This window comes from Citrobacter sp. Cpo103 (assembly GCF_030332605.1).
Lineage (GTDB): Bacteria > Pseudomonadota > Gammaproteobacteria > Enterobacterales > Enterobacteriaceae > Citrobacter > Citrobacter portucalensis.
Window position 1 is genome coordinate 88,355 of sequence record NZ_JAOWHO010000035.1, and the last position, 22,091, is coordinate 110,445.

Here is a 22,091-nt window from a genome sequence, read left to right on the forward strand (position 1 = left end):
CGGTAGTTCAGTTGGTTAGAATACCTGCCTGTCACGCAGGGGGTCGCGGGTTCGAGTCCCGTCCGTTCCGCCACTTATTAAGAGCCCTGAGCTAACGCTCAGGGCTTTTTCTTTGTCTGCAATTTAATTATTGCTGAATCCGCAAAAATCCTCTGCATTTTTCACTCTTTTTCTATAAAGAGCTGAAGCTCATAATCCTCTCAGTTAACGAACATAGTGATTAAAAAGAGGAATTCTATGACTATCCCTGCATTCGGTTTAGGTACTTTCCGCCTGAAAGACGACGTGGTTATCGCTTCTGTTAAAACGGCGCTTGAGCTAGGCTACCGTGCTGTCGACACTGCGCAAATCTATGATAATGAAGCGGCTGTTGGTCAGGCGATTGCCGAAAGCGGCGTACCGCGTAACGAGCTGTATATCACCACCAAGATTTGGATTGAAAATCTCAGCAAAGAAAAACTGATCCCAAGTCTGAAAGAAAGCCTGAAGAAGCTGCGTACAGATTATGTCGATCTGACGCTGATCCACTGGCCATCTCCAGGTGATGCGGTATCTGTTGAGGAATTCATGCAGGCGCTGCTCGAAGCAAAACAGCAGGGGCTGACTCGCGAAATTGGTATCTCAAACTTCACCATTCCGCTGATGGAAAAAGCCATTGCCGCAGTAGGTGCAGAGAACATTGCGACCAATCAGATTGAGCTGTCTCCGTATCTGCAGAGCCGTAAGGTGGTTGACTGGGCGAAAGCACACGGTATCCACATCACCTCTTACATGACGCTGGCTTACGGTAAAGCGCTGAAAGATGAAGTGATTGCGCACATTGCCGCTAAACATAACGCGACCCCGGCGCAGGTTATTCTGGCATGGGCAATGGGGGAAGGTTACTCCGTAATTCCTTCTTCTACCAAACGTGAAAACCTGGCAAGCAACCTGCTGGCGTTGGAACTGCATCTGGATGCCGAAGATAAAAAAGTGATCGCGGCACTGGACTGCAACGATCGTCTGGTCAGCCCGGAAGGCCTGGCCCCTGATTGGGATTAATTGCCTGACCCTCTGTACCCTTTAACCCTCTTTCACAGCTCCTTCGGGAGCTGTTCTTATATATTCACTTAAAAAGTCGATAAATGCCCGAATGCGCGTACTGACGGCACGATCGCTGTAATAAACTGCGCTAAAAGGCATCTCTACCGGCAGACGTTTATCTGCCAATAACTCCACCAGTTCTCCCCGCGCGATCTCTTTATCTATCATATAATCTGAAAGACATGCGATGCCGTTGCCATTCAGGCAAAGCTGTTTTAGCGTTTCTCCACTGTTGGAAGAAATTCCGCACTCGACCTCATGCAGCTGTCCGTCGATACAGGCAATCGGCCAGGTATTGAGTGAAACCGGTTCGGAAAACCCCAGACACAGGTGCTGGTTTAACTCCTCGACACTCTCTGGCTTGCCAAAACGGGCAATGTAGTCCGGTGAGGCAATAATCTTACGATAGCTGGTAAATAACGGACGCGCACGTAGACTCGAGTCAGTCAGTGTACCCGCTCGTATAGCAACATCCACTTTTCGTTCAATAAGATTGATGAACGTTTCTGAGGAGACGAGAGACAGCGTCATCTCGGGATACCGCTCCCGGAACGGCTTGATTAGCGGCATCAGGAAATGCAACATCACCGGTGTTGCTGCGTCGATGCGCAGCAGGCCGCGCGGAGTATTACGCGACTCCATGATTTCCGTTTCTGCTGCAGCCATCTCTTGCAGTATCTGCTGCACCCGCCTGAAGTAGCGCTCTCCTTCTTCGGTCAGGCTTAGCTGTCGGGTCGTGCGATTAAGCAAACTGACGCCCAGTTTCATCTCCAGCTTTTTTACTGCCCGGCTGACCGCGGAATTGGCTTGTCCAAGCTGTTCTGCCGCCCGGCTAAAGCTGCCACTTTCCACTACCGCCACAAAAATCGCAAGTTCTTCAGAGGTTGCTTTCATTTTTGCACCTGACGCAAAATTATATTGAGATTTTGAATATTTTTGTCATTAAAACATCCTGGCATACTGCGTGTCATCTGATTACTGATGTTACGGAGTTATTTATGCCTCTCGCTTTATTTGCACTAACAATAAGTGCCTTCGCTATAGGCACTACTGAGTTTGTGATTGTTGGCCTGGTGCCAACCATCGCTCAACAGCTGGCGATCTCGTTACCTTCCGCTGGGATGCTGGTTTCAATCTATGCGCTGGGGGTGGCAATTGGCGCACCGGTACTGACCGCTTTGACCGGACGCCTTCCACGTAAACAGTTACTGGTTGCGCTGATGGTTCTGTTTACAGCGGGGAATTTGCTCGCATGGCAGGCACCCGGGTATATGACACTCATTGTTGCTCGTCTGCTGACTGGGCTGGCACATGGCGTATTCTTCTCGATTGGTTCTACCATCGCGACAAGTCTGGTGCCAAAAGAGAAAGCGGCTTCCGCCATTGCCATTATGTTTGGTGGCTTAACGGTGGCGCTGGTCACCGGCGTGCCGCTGGGAACATTTATCGGTCAGCACTTTGGCTGGCGTGAGACTTTCCTCGCGGTATCAATGTTAGGCGTGATTGCACTGATCAGTAGCCAGTTGTTGATCCCCGCCAACATTCCCGGTCGCGCAGCCGCCAGCATTCGCGACCAGATGAAGGTGCTGACTCATCCCCGTCTGCTGCTGATTTACGCCGTTACGGCACTGGGCTACGGCGGTGTATTCACGGCATTCACCTTCCTGGCACCGATGATGCAGGATCTGGCGGGATTCTCCCCGGCAGCAGTAAGCTGGATCTTATTGGGTTACGGTGTTTCAGTGGCTATCGGTAATATCTGGGGCGGTAAGCTGGCGGATAAACATGGTGCGGTTCCTGCGTTGAAATTCATTTTCGCCGCGCTGTTTGTTCTGCTGATGGTCTTCCAACTGACGGCCTCTACGCAGTACGCCGCGCTGGCTACCATTCTGGTGATGGGGATCTTTGCCTTTGGTAACGTACCGGGATTGCAGGTCTACGTGGTACAGAAAGCTGAGCAATTTACGCCTAATGCTGTAGATGTGGCGTCAGGGTTAAACATTGCGGCGTTTAACATTGGGATTGCACTGGGGTCAGTGATTGGCGGGCAAACGGTCGAGCATTATGGTTTAGCTCAGACGCCGTGGATTGGCGCCCTCATTGTTCTGGTAGCTTTCCTGCTGATGGGGGTCAGCGGTCGTCTTGATAAACCCGTGCGTGTTGCTCTGGGGTAAATCATTGATGTAAGCGCCCACTTACAAAACAAACTGCAATTGTTCGTTGAAAGTGAGTGCTAAAATCCCTATAACAGAAGAACCAGTCCGGCTGCGGACTGGTTGACGTTACAGAGGTTTGAAAGTCTAAAGTGCGAAAAAACACCTATGCCATGCGTTATGTTGCCGGACAACCCGCCGAGCGGATTTTACCGCCGGGGTCGTTTGCGCATATTGGCCAGGCATTACCCGCAGGCGTTCCGTTAAGCAGTGAAGACCGCATTCGCGTGCTGGTATGGAATATTTTTAAACAGCAGCGCGCAGAATGGCAGTCGGTGCTGAAGAATTTTGGCAAAGATGCGCATCTGGTATTATTACAGGAAGCGCAAACCACGCCAGAACTGGTGCAGTTTGCGACCGCTAACTATCTTGCTGCCGATCAGGTTCCTGCCTTTGTGCTGCCTCAGCATCCCTCTGGCGTCATGACGCTCTCTGCTGCTCATCCTGTTTACTGTTGTCCATTGCGCGAGCGTGAGCCTATTTTACGGCTGGCGAAATCGGCTCTGGTAACGGTGTATCCGCTGCCTGACTCTCGATTATTAATGGTGGTGAATATCCACGCGGTTAACTTTAGCCTCGGTGTCGATGTTTATAGTAAGCAGTTACTTCCCATTGGCGATCAGATTGCTCATCACAGCGGTCCGGTTATTATGGCTGGCGATTTCAATGCCTGGAGCCGTCGACGGATGAATGCGCTATACCGCTTTGCGCGTGAAATGTCGCTGCGCCAGGTACGTTTTACTGACGATCAGCGCCGACGCGCGTTTGGTCGCCCTCTCGATTTTGTGTTCTATCGTGGTCTGAACGTGAGTGAAGCCTCTGTGCTGGTCACCCGTGCATCCGATCACAACCCGCTACTCGTTGAATTCAGTCCCGGCAAACCTGAACAATAACGGTGTGTCAGGTCTGCCGTAGGGCAGGCCTGTGATGGTTGCCCTTCCTATTTCACAACAACCGAAGGACAACACAATGACAACACGCTCTCACCATGACAACGTCGAAAAACAGTTTGGCTCTCAGGCTAATGCCTATTTAACCAGTGCGGTGCACGCTTCTGGCCGTGACTTGCAGCGTCTGAGGGAAAGGTTATCGGCATTTCCGCAGGCCCGTGTGTTGGATATGGGATGTGGAGCGGGGCATGCCAGCTTTGTAGCCGCGCAACACGTAAAGCAGGTTGTGGCTTATGATTTATCGTCGCAGATGCTTGAGGTAGTCGCTGAGGCGGCAAAAGACAGAGGCCTGGAGAATGTCGCCACACGCCAGGGTTATGCCGAAAGTCTGCCATTTGAAGATAGCGAATTTGACGTGGTAATTAGCCGCTATTCTGCGCACCACTGGCATGATGTCGGACGCGCGCTGCGGGAAGTGAACCGCGTTCTGAAGCCCGGTGGTGTATTGATTGTGATGGATGTGATGTCGCCAGGCCACCCAGTACGTGATATCTGGTTGCAAACCGTGGAGGCGTTACGCGATACCTCGCACGTTCGTAACTATTCCAGTGGAGAGTGGCTGTCGTTAATCAACGATGCCAATTTGATTGCCGATACTTTGTTAACCGATCGCCTGCCACTGGAGTTCAGTTCGTGGGTCGCGAGGATGCGCACGCCCGCGGCGTTGAGCGACGCGATTCGTGCATACCAACAAAGTGCTTCTGCAGACGTGAAAGCCTACTTTGCGTTACAGGAAGATGGCTCGTTTACCAGCGACACGATAATGGTTGAGGCACATAAAGCGGGATAAATAAAAAAGGCACTGGGGGGAATCCAGTGCCTTCATTTCTACAATCCTATCAGGAATCCGGCATGCCGTTGTTTTTCACAAACAACGTGAGCTGATCGCCTGGCTGTAGATTGTCCGTATCGCTGTTCCAGCGCATGACATCTTTGATGTTAACCCCGTGACGTTTGGCAATGCTCGACAACGAGTCGCCTTTACGCACACGATAGGTGATGCTATCGCTGTTGTTCGCCAGACGCTGCGCGCTGGTACCCGCACCCACCGTCAGGTTTTGACCCACTTTCAGGGATGACCCGCGCAGATTATTCCACTGCTTAAGGTCATTGGTGCTCACGCCAAGACGTGAAGCGACGCCAGAAAGCGTATCGCCAGAGCGAACTTTGTAGCTACGACTGTTCAGCGGCGTGTTATCCGCGACCAGCGTTGACTGCACGGCTGCAATTTCGCCTGAAGCCAGAGATTCACGCAGCTTCTCTGCATGCTTCTTTGGCACCATCACATATTGCGGGCCGCTGGCACCCAACGTGGAGCCTTTCACACCTGCATTGAAAGTCTTCAGCTTGCTGACGGAAATACCCGCCATATCGGCAACCTGAGCCATCTCAACCGGGCTACTCAGGCGAACACGTGCCAACGCGCGGCTTTCGTCTGTTGTTGGCAGACGCACGCCATAGCGTTTGCTGTTTTTGAGTATATCGCTCAATGCCAGCATTTTGGGCACATACTGCTTTGTTTCCTGAGGCAATGGTAACGACCAGAAGTCAGTGGATTTTCCACGTGCTTTGTTCGTTTTGATTGCCTTCATGACACGACCTTCACCGCTATTATAAGCAGCAACGGTCAGCAGCCAGTCGCCATCAAACATCTTGTTCAGACGCTGCATCATGTCCAGTGCGGCGGTGGTGGAAGCCACAACGTCGCGACGTGCATCATAATTGCGGGTCTGTTTTAAACCATAATTGCGCCCCGTGCTCGGAATGATCTGCCAAATACCTGCGGCATTGGCGCCAGACGTTGCGTGAGGATCAAAAGCGCTCTCCACTATGGGTAGTAGTACCAGTTCCATTGGCATGTTACGTTTCTTAACCTGCCCGGCTATCCAGTACATATACGGCTCTGCCCGTAAAGTTACATCGTGGAGATAGCTCTTATTACGTAAATACTTCTGTTTCTGTTCGCGAATCCGGTTGTTTTCCGGAATTCCCATCTTTAGCTCGTCACCAATGAAAGCCCACAAATCTTGATCAGCAGCGATAGATGTTCCGTCGTCCATCCATCGCGCCTGACTTGTAAACTTTCCTGCTTCCCCTTGACCAGCTGCAGAAAGGCTCTGTGCGTGTTGTTGGACGTTACCAGTATTCTGGCACCCAACAAGCAGGACAGAGGCGAGTAATATCGCTTTTGCCTTCATGTGTGTGTCAATAGTTGCTTAAAAGACGACCGATCATAACGGCGAAGTTTTCAAAAGGCAACCCGGAATTGTCAGAACGTATCTTTCTTTGACCTTAACCAGGCAAAACGCTCTTCAGGTTGTTGCAATATTGTTTCTTTGTTTATTTCATTAATTAAATCAATATCTTCTGTTCTCAAAAAAAGATTATTTCGCCGCTCATTTTTCAGAATTACGGGTAGTGTCATTTGTTTTTTTACGCGTAACTCATTAACTTTACGATAATATTCATTTATGAACGAATCGTGCGGGAGAATGCTTAAGGCAAACTTCATGTTTGCTAATGTGTACTCATGTGCACAACAAATTAATGTATCGTCAGGAAGTTCGTTTATTTTTTTAAGTGATTGATACATTTGAGTTGCTGTGCCTTCGAAAAGTCGACCACAACCGCCAGAAAAGAGCGTGTCACCACAAAATAAGTAAGGATGGCTAAAGTAACAGATATGTCCTAAAGTGTGACCCGGAGTAGCAATTACCCTAAATTCATGCCCCAAAACGAGTGCAATATCGCCATCTTCGACTATGTGTGTCGTTCCCTTATCTTGCGTTTCAGCCGGTCCGTATACCACTATTTGTGGGTAATGTTGCAGGAGTTCTTTCACACCGCCCACGTGATCCTGATGATGGTGGGTTAGCAGGATGGCTTCCGGCACCCAGTTATGCTCTGCAATGGCTTTCAAAACAGGAGCCGCCTCACCCGGGTCCACAATCAGACAATGCTGGTCATTATTTGACAGGACCCAGATGTAATTGTCCTGAAATGCAGGAATACTGTTAAGATTCATATATTACCTCTCAATGCGTAACGGAAGGTTGTGATGAAACCGGCAAGGATCCCTCAAACTGTCGTAGCGCCCGTTAGCTGGGATGATTTGCCCTGGGGCGAACACTATCGTGAGGCGCTGGAGCATCAGCTTAACCCGTGGTTTGCAAAAATGTACGGTTTTCATCTGCTTAAGGTTGGTAATTTAAGCGCAGAAATCGATTCTGAAGCGTGCGCGGTTTCTCATCAGGTAAATGTTTCTTTGCAGGGAGCTCCCATGCAGGTGACGGCCGATCCTTTGCATCTTCCCTTTGCCGATAAGTCCGTGGATGTCTGTTTATTGGCCCATACGTTACCGTGGTGCTCTGATCCGCATCGCCTACTGCGTGAAGCCGATCGCGTGTTGATTGATGACGGCTGGTTGATTCTGAGCGGCTTTAACCCGGTAAGCTTGATGGGATTGCGTAAACTGATACCCGTATTGCGCAAGACATCGCCCTATAACAGTCGGATGTTTACCCTCATGCGTCAACTGGACTGGCTATCATTACTGAATTTTGAAGTGCTGCACTATAGTCGTTTTCATGTTCTGCCCTGGAACAAGAAGGGCGGGAAAATGTTAAGCGCCCATATCCCCGCGCTGGGCTGTTTACAGCTGGTGGTTGCGCGCAAGCGAACCATTCCGCTTACGCTCAACCCGATGAAACAAAATAAAAGCAAAACGCCTATCCGTCATGCCGTTGGCGCGACCCGGCAATACCGTAAACCGGACGCTTAAGCCTCAGCCTGATACCCAATATCATCCTGAGTCGGGCTCATGGCCGCGGTGCGCGCAAGCTCATCGCAGCGTTCGTTTTCCGGATGGCCCGCATGGCCTTTAACCCATTCCCATTTGATTTGATGCGGCCCCAGCGCGGCATCGAGACGTTTCCACAGATCGACGTTCTTTACCGGTTTTTTATCTGCTGTTTTCCAGCCGCGCTTCTTCCAGTTGTGAATCCACTGCGTAATGCCCTGGCGCACATATTGGCTGTCCGTGCTGAGTATCACTTCACACTGTTCTTTCAGGGCTTCCAGCGCAACGATTGCCGCCATCAGCTCCATGCGATTATTAGTGGTGAGGTTGTAGCCCTCGCTAAAGGTTTTTTCGCGCCCACGATAGCGTAAAATCGCCCCATAACCACCAGGCCCTGGATTTCCCAGGCAAGAACCATCGGTGAAAATTTCTACCTGTTTAAGCATCTCTGGTAGACTTCCTGTTTTAGCAAATCGAAATCAAACGATAAGTCTGACATAAATGACCGTTATGAGCACTGGAATTACACGACAGATCGTCCTCGATACCGAAACTACCGGTATGAACCAGATTGGCGCCCACTATGAAGGCCACAAGATCATTGAGATCGGTGCGGTTGAAGTGGTGAACCGCCGCCTGACCGGCAATAACTTCCATGTTTACCTGAAGCCGGACCGGCTGGTGGACCCGGAAGCGTTCGGCGTACATGGAATCGCAGACGAATTCCTGCTCGATAAACCTACGTTTGCCGATGTAGCCGATGAGTTTCTCGACTACATTCGCGGCGCGGAGCTGGTCATCCATAACGCATCGTTCGATATCGGTTTTATGGATTATGAATTCGCGAAGCTCAAGCGTGATATTCCAAAGACGAATGAATTTTGCAAAATAACCGATAGCCTGGCGCTGGCGAGGAAAATGTTTCCTGGCAAGCGAAACAGCCTTGATGCGTTATGCTCGCGCTATGAGATAGACAACAGTAAACGAACTCTGCACGGCGCATTGCTCGATGCCCAGATTCTGGCCGACGTTTATCTGATGATGACCGGCGGGCAGACCACGATGGCGTTCTCAATGGAAGGCGACAGCCAGCAGCAGAATGACACGGGGATCCAGCGTATTGTGCGACAGTCCAGTAAACTACGCGTTGTTTTCGCCACTGATGAAGAGTTAGCGGCCCATGAGTCACGCCTTGACCTGGTGCAGAAGAAAGGCGGAAGTTGCCTCTGGCGGGCATAGTTTGTACGTTTACCGTATGAAAATGGCCATTCGGGTGATTTTTGCAGCAAACGATTAAAAACGTGAGAAAAAGCGTTGACGAGGCGCGAGGCAATCCGTAATATTCGCTTCGTTCCCAAGCGGAACACAACGCGGAGTGGTAGTTCAGTTGGTTAGAATACCTGCCTGTCACGCAGGGGGTCGCGGGTTCGAGTCCCGTCCATTCCGCCACTATTCAGAAAGCCTGAATCAGAAATGATTCAGGCTTTCGTCGTTTTAGCCCGCCAAAAAATAATAATCTCATTATCACGCTTTATCGACCGCGCCCGAGCTTTCGGGTGGGCAACACATCAGGTCATCCTTAACCCGACGCATATCCAGAAGGCGATTAACTCGCGAAGTGATTCATCACGCAGGCGAAGCGGGGTGAAAAGTTATCGCCAATAAGAACCGTTTCCTCATTCAGGTGCTTTAGCATATACAGCTTGTCGGCACGTTCGTAAGCGTCGAAGAAGAGATAGTCGACAGCGTCCGTTGCATCATCATCGGGGGATTTTTCCCGACCATCGGGAGTGAGCATAAAAACGCCTGCGGTATGGCCGAGTGGACGGGCATAGCGAAAGAACAGTTTTCTATTAACAGCGAACTCGCCGTCGTCACTTTTGAGTTTCCCTTGGACTGACAATGAAAGGTGTCCGGAGTTGTAGCTGGTTATCAGCATTATTCCGTGGAGTTCCTTTTTTGTATTCTGGATGTCGAGTATCGACGTGAATTCCGAGGAGCAGGAAAAACTGATTTCTTGTTTTTTCGCATTCCCGGCGATAATAAAAAAAGCGATAGCCGCTAGCCCAAAAATGGCAATCACGACTGACCATAGTAAAGGAGAGTGATCGCTTTCCTGCTTCATATCATTCCTCATGATGGCGATACTGGCTGATGCAATGGTAATAGCCGAGGTTTAGCCCGCATTCAGCGGCAAACGACCACTCAACCAGATTATGGTTGCTCGCCCAGGTATTGAGATACAGATCTTTTGGGTACGAACAGTTGGGGTTAATACCCACGGACTTGAAAATATCCAGCGCTTTTTTTTCGGTTATGGTGTCGGTGAGGGCGTTTCCTAATATATGTACACGGCATTGCTCGTAGTCGATAGTCCGCAGGATCGCCGCGTCCGTCATCGCGATTTCATTGGGTATCCATGTTAACCACGCTGTCGCCAGCACGGCGATGCCGGTAATTAACGTTGTTATCGTGACAGGCCACAGGTTTCGTTTCTTTTCCCTGGGCGTCAATGCAACATTGACTATTCTGGTGGGCGCTTGCGATTCCTCCAGTTGCTGAATATTGATACTGGCGTCGCTCATCCGAAATCCTATTCGCGGAATAGTGACGATCAGTTCTGCAGGATGGCCCGTAGACGTTATTGCTTTGCGCAGAAATGAAATGTGCTGATTGAGATTAGCATCCGTCGCTCTGGCGCCATTATGCTGGAAAACATTCTGCAGAATTTCATCGCGCGAGGATATCTCTTTACCATTTTGCAACAGATAGAGCAGTAATTGTGTTGCCACATTATTCAATGTGGCCATTTCACCAGATGCCAGGTCTTTTAGGGTATTTTTATGTGGTCTGAAAACTAAGCCATCACCAATAATTACGGATTTAATTTTGTTTATTGGTATATGAGAAATCACTGATGTCTCCTTTAAAGCAGGATATCTCGCATTCGAGTGGGGGAAGCAATAGCATAACATAATTCATTTATAAAAAATGATTGTACCATAGATCACTTTATTAATATTTATATAACAATCTCTTAATGTATCTAATAGAATCCTCCAATCTCCTTCCTCTCTTTCACTATCTTATTGTCATTACTCGATTTTGATGCCCAATTTCATTTTTACAAAACATTCATAAATACATTTTGCCTGTTCTTCTGGCTAAATAAAAAAATAGTTGATAGATAAAAACTCTATAAAAACAATAAATGATAGACATTAACACTGGCATTGTCGTGTTTTTTGGCTATTTTTTAGGTAAACGATCGCTCTACAGACAGTGTTACAACACGATTCCCTGAGTTTGATTAATACCGGACTTTTGCATTGTGTCATTTTTTCGTCGACTTAATATAAGCCCCGAAACAGCGTAAACAACTGTGGACGGTATTTCTGATGGAATACCAATGAAGTTCAAAATACGGGGTGGCTTGAGATGGATTGTTTGCAAGGAAATGCACTTCCGCCACCTGCAGATCAGGGTTTCCCTTGCATAAATTGTCTGTGGAAATAGATCGTCGGAATAACCAAAAAACAGATATAAGGTTAAGTAGTAATATGAAAATGAAAAACGTGGCTGTGGCTTGTGCGCTGATGGCGGGAATGACTTTTACTGCATCTTCTGCTTTCGCTGCAAAAAATGTTGAACCGACTAACGGTAAAATTCACTTCACTGGTTCTCTGGTTAATTCCGCATGCGGTCTGGCCCCAGAATCCAGCCCGGTGCAGGTTAATTTTGGTGAGATCCCAACTTCTCAGTTAAAAGACAACCAACGTGCTGGTGTTAAGCATGCCAAAATCGTTCTGCAGGGCTGCGATACAACTGTTGCGAAAACCGCCACAGTAACCTACACCCCGGCAACGATTGATACCGACAACAATGCGCTGGCTGCATTTACCTCGGGTACAGCAAAGGGCGCGGGCATCGGTATGATTGACAGTGGTAACCAGGACGTGAAATGGGGCGAAGCCGCATCTCAGGTCAACATTACCGATGGCGAAACCGACATTGATTTCGTTGCTTATCTGCAGGCCAACAACGCATCCGCAGCAGTAACCCCGGGTGACTTCGAATCTACCGTTAATTTCCAGATCGATTATCAGTAACGATCTGCTGCGGGCGCAATTATGCGCCTGCTTAACCCTTCCTGCGAATAACTGAAAGGAAATGCGGTGATGCCTGGATGGCGTATTTTACTGCTTTTTATCTTCATATCGCCTGCATGGGTTTTGGCTGACACCCATCGTCTTGTCAGTACGCCCGGCAAAATGCGCATGCGGGGAAATATTATTGAGGCTGCCTGTTATGTCGATCCACACGACCGGTCGCTGCTGGTTGAATTTGATGACCTCTCAGCCAGAGATATTTCCGGAAAACCTGAAAAAGTATCTGCGCATGATTTCAGCATTCATTTGCTGGGATGTTCATTAGGGGATTCTCAACACCCCGGGAATCTGTTCCAACGCGCCAATATTACCTTTTCCGGCGCACCGGATAGTGACAATCCTGATTATCTGAGCGTGCAATCGGAAACTGAAAATTTAGCGATAGAAATATATGACGGCAGAGGCAAGCAAATTCATTTGGGTGAGCCATCACCGGATTATGCGCTTAACCCAGGGAAAAACACGCTCAATTTTACGGCTTATTTGATCTCCCGCGACGGAAGAATGACGTCTGGTGAATTTACTGCAGTCACGCATTTTGTTGTGAATTATCTCTGAGCTGCACAGCAATTCGGGTATCTGAAGGTTTGCGAACGAAAATGATCACGCTGAAAACAGATAAAAAACGTCTGGCGCTTTTAATTGCTCTGGTCTGTGCCTCTTCATGGGCTGAAGCGGATGAGTCTATTGAATTTAATACTGACGTCCTGGATGCCAGTGACAGACAAAATGTCGATTTACAGCGTTTTTCCGAAGGCAACTTTGTGACTCCCGGAGAATATCTACTGGATGTTCGTATTAACAGCCAGGAGCTCCCTCAGCAGTCGATCCGTTATATCGTTGATCCTGCCAACGCGCATAAATCCATGGCGTGCCTGACGCCGCAACAGCTCGAATTACTGGCGCTCAAAGAAGAGGCGCTGACCTATATTCATCCGATTAGCGCGACCTGCTATGACATTTCCCGCCTGCCGGGTGTGGTGCTGAATAATAGCGCAGGCGTACTGGACATTACCGTGCCACAGGCATGGATGAAATATACCGATCCAGACTGGACGCCGCCGGAGCGCTGGGATAACGGCGTCGCGGGACTGATTTTCGACTACAGCGTTTCGGGCCAGGCCACACATTACGAACAAGGTGGCGATCATTACCGCTCACTGTCTGGTTATGGACAGACGGGCTTTAACCTCGGCGCGTGGCGCTTTCGTGGCCAGTATCAGGCCAATTATGCTTCGGATGAAAATCGTGGGCGTATCGACTGGGATCAGATCTATGCCTATCGCCCGTTACCGATGCAGGCTGCAAAACTGACGGTCGGTGAAATATATCTGAATTCCCAGGTGTTTGATTCAGTGCGATTTACGGGGGCTAACCTCGCCAGTGACGAGCGCATGCTACCACCGAATTTGCAGGGCTACGCGCCCGAAGTGCACGGCATCGCCCGCAGTAATGCGAAGGTCACCGTCAGTCAGCAGGGGCGTGTTATCTATCAAACCACTGTTCCAGCGGGGCCATTTAATATTCAGGATCTACATGGCTCGGTACGCGGCACGCTGGATGTTCGCGTCGAAGAGCAGGATGGCAGCGTACAAACCTTTCAGGTCAATACGGCCGATATCCCTTACCTGACGCGCCCGGGCTATGTTCGTTACAACGCCGCTGTCGGTAAGCCATCGCGTTATAACCACGACGTCCAGGGACCTGCATTTTATAGCGGTGATTTTTCATGGGGGGTCAGCAATGCGTGGTCACTGTACGGTGGCGCGTTGCTCACTGGCGATCGCTATAACGCCTGGTCGATGGGGATTGGGCGGGATTTGAGCTGGTTGGGCGCGCTGTCGGCTGACGCAACGCAATCCGTGAGCCGGGTGAAGCATCAGGCTGAACAAAAAGGGATGTCCTTTAAGCTCAGCTATGCCAAAACCTTTGATGAATACAACAGCGCCATCACCTTTGCCGGTTACCGTTTTTCACAGCGTAACTTCCGCACCTTCTCGCAGTTTCTCGACGAGCAGTATGAAAATAACAACAGCGCCGGTAACGAAAAAGAGATGTACACCATCACCGGTAACAAGACCTTTTTTGCCGACGACCCGCAATTAGCGACCACGCTGTACCTGACCTATACCCACCAGAATTACTGGGATCGTGGCTCTCAGGATCGTTACGGGGTGTCGATGGGGCACAGCTTTTCGTTCGCAGGCATTCAGGGGATCAGCGCTAACCTTGCTGCTTACCGCTCTGAGTATCAGGGCAAACGGGACGACAGCCTTTCGCTGTCCATTTCGGTGCCATGGAGCGATGGCCGCTCAATGGATTATGAAGTGCAAAACAGCGGCAGCCAGACCAGTCAGATGGTTTCGTATTCCGATAACCGCGACCGTAACAATCCATGGCGACTGCGCGCAGGGGTTTCCGGTGAAGGGCACACCGCGTTTGATGGCTACTACAAGCATCGCAGCATGATGGCGGAACTGGAATCTAACGTCAGCTGGCAGCAATCACGCTATTTCTCCGTTGGTGGCACGATGCGCGGCGGCTTTACCGCAACGCGTCATGGCGCGGCGCTACACAACAGCCAGGCGTCGATGAATACCGCCAGGGTGATGGTTGATACCGACGGTGTGGCGAATGTACCGCTGAACGGCGAACAGGCGCACTCAAACCGCTTCGGTATTGCCGTCGTACCGGACGTCGTCAGCTATCACAGCTTTGATACCCGTATCGATGTGGACGCAATGGACGAGGACATTTCCGCGACCAAAGCCATTGTCACCAACACCCTGACGGAAGGCGCGATTGGTTATCAGCGCTTCGCCGTGGCGCAGGGGCAAAAAATGATGGCGCTGCTGCGCCTGAAAGATGGTTCGGTACCGCCGTTTGGTGCCGAAGTGTTTAACGCCAACGGTGTTAGCGTCGCCATGGTGATGGAAAACGGCATGGCCTGGATTGCGGGTGTGAATCCAGCCGAGCGTCTTTCTGTTGCCTGGGGCGGTCGCGCGCAGTGTCACTTACAGGTGCCTCAACAAATCAACCCGGAAGGTAACGTGCTGTTGCCTTGTGAATAATATCAATAACCTGAATGAATTTTGTCATGAAAAATCAAGCATTTTACTCCGTGCAGCGTTGGCTCAAACCCGTGGTCTGCGGTCTGCTTTTTATTGCAGAGATCAACGCCTCATGGGCGGGCATTGCACTTGACCGTACCCGTCTGATCATCACCGGTGATGCGCGATCTGTCAGCGCGAACTTAACCAACACCAGTCCAAGCATTCCGTTTCTGGCTCAGTCGTGGGTGGAAGACGCCAATGGAACAAAAATTACCTCGCCGTTGATGGTTTTACCGCCGCTGCAGCGGATTAACGGCGGGCAAAAGGGCATTGCGCGTGTGACAAAAACCAGCGGTATTAACGCTCTGCCGCAGGATCGCGAAAGTCTGTTCTACCTGAATGTGCGTGAAATTCCGCCCAAGCCGGATAAGCCGAACGTGCTGCAACTGGCGATGCAGTCACGCATCAAACTGTTCTACCGTCCGACCTCCATCGTGCCGGAAACACCGGGCGCCGTGTGGCAAAACCAACTGGTCTTTCATAAGCAGGGGCAGCGCTGGAGTGTGGATAACCCTACGCCGTACTTCGTTACCTTAATCGGCTTAAGCCGCAAGCCTGAAGCGCAGGGCGGCGACAGGCTGACTGACTTCCCTGGGATTATGGTTTCACCAAAGTCCTCTCTCGATTTCAGCGTGGCCGACGGCAGCGTTAGCCAGTTCAGCATGATGTATGTGAACGATTTTGGCGGTCATCCCGAATTGAAATTCAGCTGCACAGGCAATGTGTGTAAAGCATTGCCGATGGAGCAACAGCCCCGGTAACAGGATTCGTAAATGAAAAAGATGCTTTGCGCTCTGCTGATGGCGGGCATGGCCTGCTCGGTTCAGGCCACAAGTGGTCGCCAGGATATGAGCAATGTGTCCGGCGAGTATGGCAACGTCCGCTTTCATGGGCGAGTGTTCGTTTCGCCGTGCGTGCTGGATATGGCCTCCCGCGATCAGACTATCGATCTTGGTGATATTTCCGCCAGCCGTTTTCGCCAGGGCGGCGATCGCAGCGATCCGGTATTGGTCACGCTGTATCTGAACGGCTGTTTAAAGGGCTCCGGTCATACTTTAAGGGATTTCCCCGGGCAGACCAGTGAGATGCCGGAGCTGGCGCATAGCACGGTGGAACGTGGCGTTTCGATGACCCTAATGGCTGAAGGCGCGCCGGAAAACAGCGATTTGGGGCGCATTCACGGCGATGTGCGTGGTGCAGGCATTCGGCTACTGACCGAACGCAACCAGTTGATCCACCTGAACCAACCGCAACGCATGTGGATCCTCAAACCGGGCGATAACGCCATTCATTTTCTTGCCGCGCTGGAATCTTTTGGGAGAGAGGTGACCGCCGGAGAATTTAACGGTCTGGTCAGACTCAAGCTGGAGTATCTATGAGCGTATTACGTAAAACGCTGTTGTGGGTGGTGCTGGCAGGCTGTCCGATAGCCGGGCAGGCATTTACACAGGGAGAAGGTGAGCCGGAAGGTGGGTCGCCGCATCAGTACGATATTGAACTGAGCTCGCTGGATGTCAGCAAAAACCACGTGGGTGGCAGAACGGAGCCGTTCCCATGGAATCTGGGTGGCTGGTATGTGGTGAATTTCTATTGCGAACAGGCTGACATCTCTCGAGCACCAATTTACTACACCACCACAACCACGATGCCGCCTTCAAATCAGGGGGCGAACCGTTTTCGGCTAAACGAGTATCTGGATGTGGAAGTTCAGGTGTGGGTTGCCGGGGGCTATAAAAAATATGTGCAGGCGCCTTTTACCAACGTTTCAAACCGCAACAGCAACAACAGCTGTAAAAAGCGTAAGGGCTACACGCGAGCGACTAACGTTGAAAGTGGTTCAAAAGGGAAAGTGACGTTTATTGTCACTAAACCCATTATCAATGGCATCAATATCACTTCCCAGTCGCTGGTGGAGGTGGCCGGGCGCATGGGAAGCGCGGGACCTACGCCAACCACGGCGATTTCTCGCGTGGTGATTAAATCCGGGCTGATTACCGTCCCGGACAAATGCACCTTCAACCGGGGAGACAAAATCAGCATTGAGTTTGGCGATCTGCCTGGATCCGCTGCCCGGCTCAACGGCACTAACTACAGCAAGTCAGTCCCTATACATGTGGTCTGTGAAGGCGGGAGTTTCGATCAGGGCGCGCTGAACATTAATCTTGGTATACAAACGACCACGGCGTCAGGTACGGCGGGGTTTAACGGTAATCTCCTTGGCACGCTGAGCGGCGGACAAAAGCGCGACGATCTCGGCATTATGCTTAAAGACGAAAGTGGTGGCACCGTCATGCCTAATCAATTCTACAACGTGAAGGGGTTTTACCAGAATCAGGGCGACTGGAATCTCACCGCTGCGCCGGTGGCAAAGCCGGGCGTGGGAAGCGTGAAGGAAGGTGAATTTGAAGCCTCTGCTACCGTTGTCGCGCAGTTTCAGTAGGGGGATGTCATGAGATTCTCGGCGTTATTCGCGACCAGTATGTTACTGCTAGGTGGCATGGCGCAGGCCGACACCAAACTGGTCGGCGGCGACATGTATTTTCACGGCACCATCAGAGCGCTGGCCTGCAGCCTTGCACCGGGAGGCGACAAAATCGAGGTCGATTTCAAGCAAATCGCGACACAGGATCTCTATCTCTCGGGGCGCAGTAAGCCGGAAAAATTCAGCATCCAGTTACGCGACTGCAACCCTGAGGTTTTCCGTGGGATCTCGGTTACCTTCAGCGGTCGTGAGGATGCGGAGCTGACCGATCATCTGGCGCTGGATAGCAGTGAACAAGGCGGCGCGTCAGGGATCGGGATTGGGATGAGCGAAGAGGACGGTACGGCAATCCGCCTTGATGAGAGCACGTCAGTCAAAGAGATAACAGAAGGTTCGATGACGCTGAATTTCTTGGCGTGGGTCGCAGCGGAGCCATCGGCGATAAAAAATCAGTCTCTCGAATACGGTCCGTTCAGCGCCAGCGGGACCTGGACGTTGAACTACCAGTAGCATGATGAACGTACTGAATCGCATTGCGCCGCTGCCTGCGCAGAAATTATTGCTCAGTATTAGTCTGTTTTTTTGGTGTGGGGCCATGCATCTCTACTGGCCGAACAACGGCGGCAGCGGTCTGTCGTTGCCGCTTAATATTACGAGCTGGATCTACGCTGTTGTACTGGCTGCAAGCGTATTGATGCTGGTGCTTCGTCAACGCTGGCGCATCACTGTGCCCGCTGCGGGTTTTACAGTCGGGGCGTTCATCCTGACGTTGCTTTGCCTGCTAACGCCTGATGTCTGGCAGGCCGAGGCACTGCTGGTGGCGGGGGCGTTACTGGGCGGTGTGAGCGTCTATCTGGTCACATTACAAATTCCGCTCACGGCAAACACCCTGACGGCACTGCTGGCTCTGCTATGGGGAGCGTGCGTGATTGAATGTCTGGCGTTTGTCTATCAGTACTGGCATTTGCCGGGCGTTGATTACTGGGAGTTTGCCTGGCGGCGCGGTACGCGACCCTACGGGATATTTCAGCAGGTCAACCTGATGGCCAGCTTCACGGCATGCGGTGTGCTGCTGTCAGCGCCGCTCTTTTTACGTCTGCACCGCGGGTATCGAATTGCCATTGGAATAGGCCTGGTAATGATGGGATTTGTACTGCATGAATCTCAGTCGCAAACCGGCTACTTGTCTCTGGTAGTCGGTGAAGTGCTGCTGCTGGCGGTTTTCCCGGCGCAACGGCGCACGCTACTGCTGCTTCTACTGCCGATGGCGTTAGGCGTGGTGATAGGGGCAACGGCCCGCCATTTTTTGTCTGTGGTCACGGTCGATCATCTGACGACTTCTCAAGTGCGCTGGACGGTGTTGAAAACGTCGCTGGCATTATTTGTCGAACGCCCGTGGATGGGGTGGGGCGTGGGCAGTTTTGCTGCCGTGTTTCTCGAACGCGCGGGGCCATTGGGGCTGGGCAGCATTTCGCATCCGCACAACGAACTGGTGCTGTGGCTGGTGGAGGGCGGTCTGGTTGGGCTTGCGGGGGCGCTCTGTTTTATAGCGGGTGGTTTCTGGCTCTGGCTGCACGGTAATTGCTGGCGTCGCGCCTGCCTGGTGGCGGCACTGCCGGTGGTTATTCATATGTTGACGGAATACCCCGTCAGGCAGTCAACGCCACACTGGCTGCTGTTGATCCTGTTGCTTCGATGTGCAGACAGCGCGCGAACGGGAATACGCCTGGCGCTTACGTCAACGTCGCTGATTCGCGCGGCAGGGTTTATCTCATTACTGACCGTCGCGCCATTGCTGCTTCTCACGCTGCACACGCAACAGCAATTGACGCTGGCGGAGAGGCAGTCAACGCAGTGGCGTCTTGCCGAACCGCTCCCTGTCGGAGGCTGGCTTCTTACCAGTCGCTATCGGTTTGATGTCCAGATGGGGTATCTGCAACGGTATCAGCGTACCCGGGACGCACGTTGGCTGGAAGCGGTTCGCCGCTGGGCGCCTGATTATGTGCGCGTTCACCCAGACCCTAATGTCTCCTTCACGCAAATCTTACTGGCGTTGCACCAGCGCGACCTGGTCGAGGCGCATCGTTTGGCGACGCGCTTTTGCCTGATATACCCAAACGATCGCCGTATCCCGTGGCTGCAGGATGCACGACGTCCTTTTAATAAAATAATGGAATGATATGAACAGATTCAGTGAACAGGCCCGTTATGTGCCAGAACTTCCCCGCAACGCCGAACTGCTGCGGATCACCGGGATCCGTTTGCAGCGCATTCATTTTTTTGATGACGCATCGCTGGATGTTTGTGAGGTGTTAAGCCAGGTACGCACACCGCTCCCACTGGATCTGTTTTTCAAGCACCTTTCCATCACGGCAAAACAGCAGCTTTTTCTATGGCAAATGCAGCGGGTGCTGGCCCTCTCGGGAAGCTATTCGCTGAATTTATCCGTCAGGATGCTGACCAGTCTGGCATGGATCACGCGTCTCACAAAGCAGGGGCATCAGGGGAGGATTGTTATTGAGATTCAGGATCCGGGCTCCATGATGCGCCTGGATAAGGCAGAGCAGCAGGCCGTATGCATTGCCGTAAAAACGCTGGTGCGTCACGGGTTTCGCGTGTGGCTGGATGATGTTTCGCCTGAGCTATTTTTTGTCTGGCGGCTGTCGGGCATCCGTTTCGATGCCATCAAAATTGAAAGTGGAATGTTTCATCAGTTCAGAACATCGGAGTGGCAGTTGAGGGTTCTGGTCAATCAATTTCGTGGGCTGGGTGAACGGGTTGTCATTGAGGGGGTAGAAACACCACAGGATTATGCCATTTGCCGTATGAGCGGCGCAGATGCTGTACAGGGCTTTCTGTTTGAGCAGGAAATTTTACCGAAAAGCCTGAATCATTGCTGACTCAGGCTCTGAAAATTACTCGCTCAGCGTCTGTGCGATATCTTTTTGCACCTGCTGGCGCTGTTCTGGGGTCAGCACTTTGTTCAGGTCAAAATAGTATTTTACGCGATAATAACGCGCCTGCTGTTCGATGTTGCTGAACGCGGAAAGCTGTTTCTGAACGGCAGCTTCATCCCATTTCCCGGACTTGATGACGTCAATCAACGCGCCGTCTTTAACATCTTTCACCGAAATCTGGCCGACGTTGGTTTCAAGCTGTTGGTGCAGTTTTTTAATCTGCGCAACCTGGTCAGTGCTCAACTTAAGATGTTGCACTATCGGATCCTGGGCTGGAGCCGGAACATTAGATGTCGTTGCTGCAAGCGTGCTAAAAGAAGCGCCCGCTAAGGTAGCCGCCAGCAAAGTCATGCGTACGAAGTTCTTCATTATTGAAATCCTGATAAGGGAATTATCGACATTGTCTGCCACTCGTTGGTTGCGAGTGATTATCCTTTGCAGAATACGATGCCCGCCGCATGTCGCCACGCGAATTTGTTTTGCGGTTGGTTACGGAGTGAAACAATCCCGCCACGGAAAACGTTGTGCAGCGGGAGTGAAGGCGATAGTTATAGCGTGAACGGGTCGGCGTCTTGCCAGGCGGGAAACTTCTCGCGATACTCGCGCAGCGCTGAGAGTGACAGTTCGGCGTCAATGCGTGTGGCCTGATGCGGCTCGGCGGTGGCAATAATCTCACCCTGCGGATTAATCACCCGGCTGTCACCGCGATAATGATGACCGTTACCGTCTGTGCCCACGCGGTTACATCCTGCTACATAAGCCTGGTTCTCAATCGCCCGCGCGGCAAGCAGAAGCTGCCAGTGCAGCGAACGCGGCGCAGGCCAATTGGCAACATACAACGCCAGGTCGTAATCGTTGCGATTGCGCGACCATACCGGAAAACGCAGGTCATAACAGACCAACGGCAGAATGCGCCAGCCGCGCCATTCAACAATAACGCGCGCGTCACCCGCATGGTAATGCTGATGCTCGTCCGCCATGCGGAACAGATGGCGCTTGTCGTAGAAATGCACATTACCTTCGGGCTCAACCAGAAAAAAGCGGTTTACCGGGCCGCGTTCAGACTGGGTAGCAGCGCTGCCCGCGATCAGGGCGTTGGTCTGTTGCGCTTTGGCACGCATCCAGCTTAAGACTTCTTCTTGCGGCAATGATTTATTTGCCGCTTCCATGGCAAATCCGCTGGTAAACATCTCGGGCAACACGATGACATCACGTCCGGCGACGGTTTCCAGTTGTCGGTCAAAATGGCGCAGGTTGGCCGGGCCATCCATCCAGATCAAGGGTTGTTGCAGCAGAGTAATTTTCAAACCAGGCACGATCGAGGC

23 protein-coding genes and 1 tRNA gene are annotated in these 22,091 nt (G+C 51.5%); 16 read left to right on the top strand and 8 right to left on the bottom strand.

Annotated elements, in window-relative coordinates; genetic code table 11:
* The first annotated feature begins 237 nt into the window (after window positions 1-237).
* Entirely contained in the window at window positions 238-1,041 is an 804-nt protein-coding gene (gene dkgB / locus OGX89_RS17040) for a 2,5-didehydrogluconate reductase DkgB (RefSeq protein WP_126957788.1), read from the top strand.
* Window positions 1,042-1,062: 21 nt separating this feature from the next.
* Here the strand turns inward: dkgB and yafC are convergent, their stop codons facing one another.
* Entirely contained in the window at window positions 1,063-1,977 is a 915-nt protein-coding gene (gene yafC / locus OGX89_RS17045) for a DNA-binding transcriptional regulator YafC (protein WP_003830795.1), read from the bottom strand.
* Between the two features lie 104 nt (window positions 1,978-2,081).
* Here yafC and OGX89_RS17050 point away from each other — a divergent pair, with 104 nt between their 5' ends.
* The 3 genes from OGX89_RS17050 (at window position 2,082) to OGX89_RS17060 (ending at window position 5,036) form a co-directional block, all read left to right on the top strand.
* Window positions 2,082-3,257, top strand: a complete 1,176-nt coding sequence (locus OGX89_RS17050) for an MFS transporter (protein WP_126319178.1) — start codon at window positions 2,082-2,084, stop codon at window positions 3,255-3,257.
* A gap of 131 nt (window positions 3,258-3,388) precedes the next feature.
* The gene (locus OGX89_RS17055; RefSeq protein ID WP_008783770.1) at window positions 3,389-4,189 is read left to right on the top strand and encodes an endonuclease/exonuclease/phosphatase family protein; all 801 of its coding nucleotides are present in this window, start codon (window positions 3,389-3,391) and stop codon (window positions 4,187-4,189) included.
* Between the two features lie 76 nt (window positions 4,190-4,265).
* Entirely contained in the window at window positions 4,266-5,036 is a 771-nt protein-coding gene (locus OGX89_RS17060) for a class I SAM-dependent methyltransferase (protein WP_126319176.1), read from the top strand.
* A 49-nt stretch (window positions 5,037-5,085) separates the two neighbouring features.
* On the opposite strand, the gene mltD is transcribed toward OGX89_RS17060, so the two are convergent.
* Window positions 5,086-6,444: a murein transglycosylase D gene (gene mltD / locus OGX89_RS17065; RefSeq protein WP_032934340.1), complete on the bottom strand. Its 1,359-nt coding sequence runs from the start codon at window positions 6,442-6,444 to the stop codon at window positions 5,086-5,088.
* A gap of 71 nt (window positions 6,445-6,515) precedes the next feature.
* Window positions 6,516-7,271 (bottom strand): hydroxyacylglutathione hydrolase, encoded by a 756-nt coding sequence (gloB, locus tag OGX89_RS17070; protein WP_003830800.1) that lies wholly within the window; start codon window positions 7,269-7,271, stop codon window positions 6,516-6,518.
* 33 nt (window positions 7,272-7,304) lie between these two features.
* Here gloB and OGX89_RS17075 point away from each other — a divergent pair, with 33 nt between their 5' ends.
* A complete protein-coding gene (locus OGX89_RS17075) occupies window positions 7,305-8,027 on the top strand; it encodes a class I SAM-dependent methyltransferase (protein WP_003830801.1) in 723 nt (240 codons plus the stop codon).
* Here OGX89_RS17075 and rnhA read toward each other — a convergent pair.
* Window positions 8,024-8,491 carry a ribonuclease HI gene (rnhA, locus tag OGX89_RS17080; RefSeq protein ID WP_063941989.1) on the bottom strand — a complete coding sequence of 156 codons (468 nt, stop codon included), beginning with the start codon at window positions 8,489-8,491 and terminating at the stop codon, window positions 8,024-8,026. The genes OGX89_RS17075 and rnhA overlap by 4 nt on opposite strands.
* Window positions 8,492-8,555: 64 nt before the next feature.
* Here rnhA and dnaQ point away from each other — a divergent pair, with 64 nt between their 5' ends.
* Both dnaQ and OGX89_RS17090 read left to right on the top strand, forming a co-directional pair.
* Complete coding sequence (gene dnaQ, locus OGX89_RS17085) at window positions 8,556-9,284, top strand: DNA polymerase III subunit epsilon (protein WP_095533177.1); 729 nt, start codon at window positions 8,556-8,558, stop codon at window positions 9,282-9,284.
* A 133-nt stretch (window positions 9,285-9,417) separates the two neighbouring features.
* A tRNA-Asp gene (locus OGX89_RS17090) sits at window positions 9,418-9,494 on the top strand.
* A gap of 157 nt (window positions 9,495-9,651) precedes the next feature.
* Here the strand turns inward: OGX89_RS17090 and OGX89_RS17095 are convergent.
* Both OGX89_RS17095 and OGX89_RS17100 read right to left on the bottom strand, forming a co-directional pair.
* On the bottom strand, window positions 9,652-10,170 hold the full coding sequence (locus tag OGX89_RS17095; protein ID WP_003830806.1) for a FidL-like protein: 519 nt from the start codon (window positions 10,168-10,170) through the stop codon (window positions 9,652-9,654).
* Between the two features lies 1 nt (window position 10,171).
* Complete coding sequence (locus tag OGX89_RS17100; RefSeq protein ID WP_003830807.1) at window positions 10,172-10,960, bottom strand: winged helix-turn-helix domain-containing protein; 789 nt, start codon at window positions 10,958-10,960, stop codon at window positions 10,172-10,174.
* A 645-nt stretch (window positions 10,961-11,605) separates the two neighbouring features.
* On the opposite strand from OGX89_RS17100, the gene OGX89_RS17105 reads away from it, so the two are divergent.
* The 9 genes from OGX89_RS17105 to OGX89_RS17145 all read left to right on the top strand — a co-directional run bounded on the left by OGX89_RS17105 (window position 11,606) and on the right by OGX89_RS17145 (window position 20,709).
* Complete coding sequence (locus tag OGX89_RS17105) at window positions 11,606-12,154, top strand: fimbrial protein (protein ID WP_003830808.1); 549 nt, start codon at window positions 11,606-11,608, stop codon at window positions 12,152-12,154.
* 69 nt (window positions 12,155-12,223) lie between these two features.
* Window positions 12,224-12,772: a fimbrial protein gene (locus OGX89_RS17110; protein WP_003830809.1), complete on the top strand. Its 549-nt coding sequence runs from the start codon at window positions 12,224-12,226 to the stop codon at window positions 12,770-12,772.
* A 41-nt stretch (window positions 12,773-12,813) separates the two neighbouring features.
* A complete protein-coding gene (locus OGX89_RS17115) occupies window positions 12,814-15,285 on the top strand; it encodes a fimbria/pilus outer membrane usher protein (RefSeq protein ID WP_126957790.1) in 2,472 nt (823 codons plus the stop codon).
* A 14-nt stretch (window positions 15,286-15,299) separates the two neighbouring features.
* Window positions 15,300-16,088, top strand: a complete 789-nt coding sequence (locus OGX89_RS17120; RefSeq protein WP_269757609.1) for a fimbrial biogenesis chaperone — start codon at window positions 15,300-15,302, stop codon at window positions 16,086-16,088.
* Window positions 16,089-16,100: 12 nt separating this feature from the next.
* Window positions 16,101-16,706 (top strand): fimbrial protein, encoded by a 606-nt coding sequence (locus OGX89_RS17125; protein ID WP_003830812.1) that lies wholly within the window; start codon window positions 16,101-16,103, stop codon window positions 16,704-16,706.
* Window positions 16,703-17,767 carry a fimbrial protein gene (locus OGX89_RS17130; protein WP_126957794.1) on the top strand — a complete coding sequence of 355 codons (1,065 nt, stop codon included), beginning with the start codon at window positions 16,703-16,705 and terminating at the stop codon, window positions 17,765-17,767. Before OGX89_RS17125 ends, OGX89_RS17130 begins: the two co-directional genes overlap by 4 nt.
* Window positions 17,768-17,776: 9 nt before the next feature.
* Window positions 17,777-18,319 carry a fimbrial protein gene (locus OGX89_RS17135; RefSeq protein WP_003830815.1) on the top strand — a complete coding sequence of 181 codons (543 nt, stop codon included), beginning with the start codon at window positions 17,777-17,779 and terminating at the stop codon, window positions 18,317-18,319.
* A gap of 1 nt (window position 18,320) precedes the next feature.
* Window positions 18,321-19,988 carry an O-antigen ligase family protein gene (locus OGX89_RS17140; protein WP_126957796.1) on the top strand — a complete coding sequence of 556 codons (1,668 nt, stop codon included), beginning with the start codon at window positions 18,321-18,323 and terminating at the stop codon, window positions 19,986-19,988.
* Window position 19,989: 1 nt separating this feature from the next.
* Entirely contained in the window at window positions 19,990-20,709 is a 720-nt protein-coding gene (locus tag OGX89_RS17145) for an EAL domain-containing protein (protein ID WP_126319162.1), read from the top strand.
* A 15-nt stretch (window positions 20,710-20,724) separates the two neighbouring features.
* Here the strand turns inward: OGX89_RS17145 and OGX89_RS17150 are convergent, their stop codons facing one another.
* A complete protein-coding gene (locus tag OGX89_RS17150) occupies window positions 20,725-21,135 on the bottom strand; it encodes a Spy/CpxP family protein refolding chaperone (RefSeq protein WP_126957798.1) in 411 nt (136 codons plus the stop codon).
* A 179-nt stretch (window positions 21,136-21,314) separates the two neighbouring features.
* On the bottom strand, window positions 21,315-22,082 hold the full coding sequence (locus OGX89_RS17155) for an amidohydrolase (RefSeq protein ID WP_126957800.1): 768 nt from the start codon (window positions 22,080-22,082) through the stop codon (window positions 21,315-21,317).
* Window positions 22,083-22,091: the final 9 nt, after the last annotated feature.